Origin of the sequence: Miniphocaeibacter sp. (assembly GCF_049276255.1) — a bacterium.
Taxonomy (GTDB): Bacteria; Bacillota; Clostridia; order Tissierellales; family Peptoniphilaceae; genus Miniphocaeibacter.
The window spans coordinates 1-1,678 of sequence record NZ_JBASWB010000066.1; the positions used below are offsets into that span (position 1 = coordinate 1).

The window sequence follows — 1,678 nt, forward strand, 5'->3', positions numbered from 1 at the left end:
GCGCCAATCTGTGGTTGCACACTCTGGCCCAAAAAATCAAACAGCGCTTGCAAAGCACGGAATCAGCCCTGGCCCAAACCATCGAGCAAAACCAAGCCCTCATCATGGCTCAGGACAGCCAGCTCGCCGCCCTGAAAACGGACTTCGCCCGCGTGAGCGCCGCCGTCCAGGCCAACACCGCGCTCGGACAAGCCGCCCTGGCCGCCATCGGCGCGGCCGAAGAACTCGCGCACGAGCTCGAAGTCACCACAACGGCCTTGCTGCGCAGCAGCACCAACGAACAAGTCCGCCTCCTCCGCGAAGACATGGCCAAGCGGATTGAAGCCGCCAAAAACAGCCTGCCGGCGTCGCCCAAAATATCCGACCTCCCCCCCGGACAAGGCATTCAGGGCCGGCTCATCATTTTCCCCCTCCTGCCCGGTCTGGAAGGCCAAAAATTGCGTGAGAACGCCGAAGTCACCGGCATCGAAGACGGAAGAGTTTCCGTGCGCTTCCCCGGCGGAACCGCCACCTACCGCCTGACCGAACTCCACCCCGGCGTAGCCGCCTATCTGCCCGTGGACCCGGTGCTGGTGCTCCCCCGCAAGCAATGGGCCGGCGAAGTCTCCCGCATCCATCAAACCCTCGCCGCCCGCCGCGACCAACACCTGAACGAGTTGCGCGCCGCCATCGAAGACAACCTGCCCGCCGCCAAATAATTCCGCCTCTGCCCATGAGTCCGACCGCCATTGAAAATGACATCCGCGCCCGCATGACCGCCGACGGCGCGCCGCCGCTGGTCACGGAAGCCTTCATCAACAATCGCCGCCGCTGGCGCGACGGCGACCTGGGCGTCATCCCCGGCGCAACACTCGGCCAGTTGCCGCCATTCCCCCGCCTGCAAGACCTCGACGAACTCGCCCCCGAAGGCGAAACCGCCATCGCCCGCACCGTCGTCATCCGCCTCAACGGCGGCCTCGGCACCAGCATGGGACTCGACCAGGCCAAATCCCTGATGGTCGCCAAAAACGGCCTCAGCTTTCTGGACATCATCATCCGCCAGGTGGAATTTCTGCGCCGCCGCGCCCGCGCGCCCCTGCCCCTCCTGCTGATGAACAGCTTCTCCACCGACGCCGACACCCACGCCTTCCTGTCCCGCCAGCATCCGCAATTTGCCAACCCATCCGGCCTGCCCCTCTCCTTCTGCCAGCATCGCGTACCCAAGCTCGAAGCCGCCACCGGCGCCCCCGCCGTCTGGCCGGAAAATCCCGAACTCGAATGGTGCCCCCCCGGCCATGCCGACATCTATATGGCCCTGCAAACCACCGGCCTGCTCGACACCCTCCTCGCCGCCGGCTTCCGCTACGCCTTCGTCGCCAACGCCGACAACCTCGGCGCCATCCTGCACATGGGCATCCTCGGCCACCTCGCCACCCAGCGCATCCCGTTCCGGATGGAAGTCACCGCGCGCACGGAAAGCGACCGCAAAGGCGGCCACCTCGCCTGCAACGCCGCCACCGGCCGCCTGCTCCTGCGCGAATCCGCCCAGTGTCCGCCCGCCGAAACCGACGACTTCCAAAACATCCGCAAATACACGCTCTTCAACACCAACAACCTATGGCTGAATCTGGAAGCCCTCGCCGACATGCTGCGCGCCCACGACGGCCTTCCCCAACTCCCCCTCATCGTCAACGCAAAA

The 1,678-nt window shown here is 65.6% G+C and carries 2 protein-coding genes; both read left to right on the forward strand.

All coding sequences use genetic code 11. From position 1 onward, the window contains the following. Positions 1 to 698: hypothetical protein (locus tag WAO56_RS09050; protein WP_422146329.1), on the forward strand; the 698-nt coding region annotated here is incomplete at its 5' end. 14 nt (positions 699 to 712) lie between these two features. Beyond that, positions 713 to 1,678, forward strand: a 966-nt coding sequence (locus tag WAO56_RS09055) for a UTP--glucose-1-phosphate uridylyltransferase (protein WP_422146330.1), incomplete at its 3' end; no start/stop codon positions are given.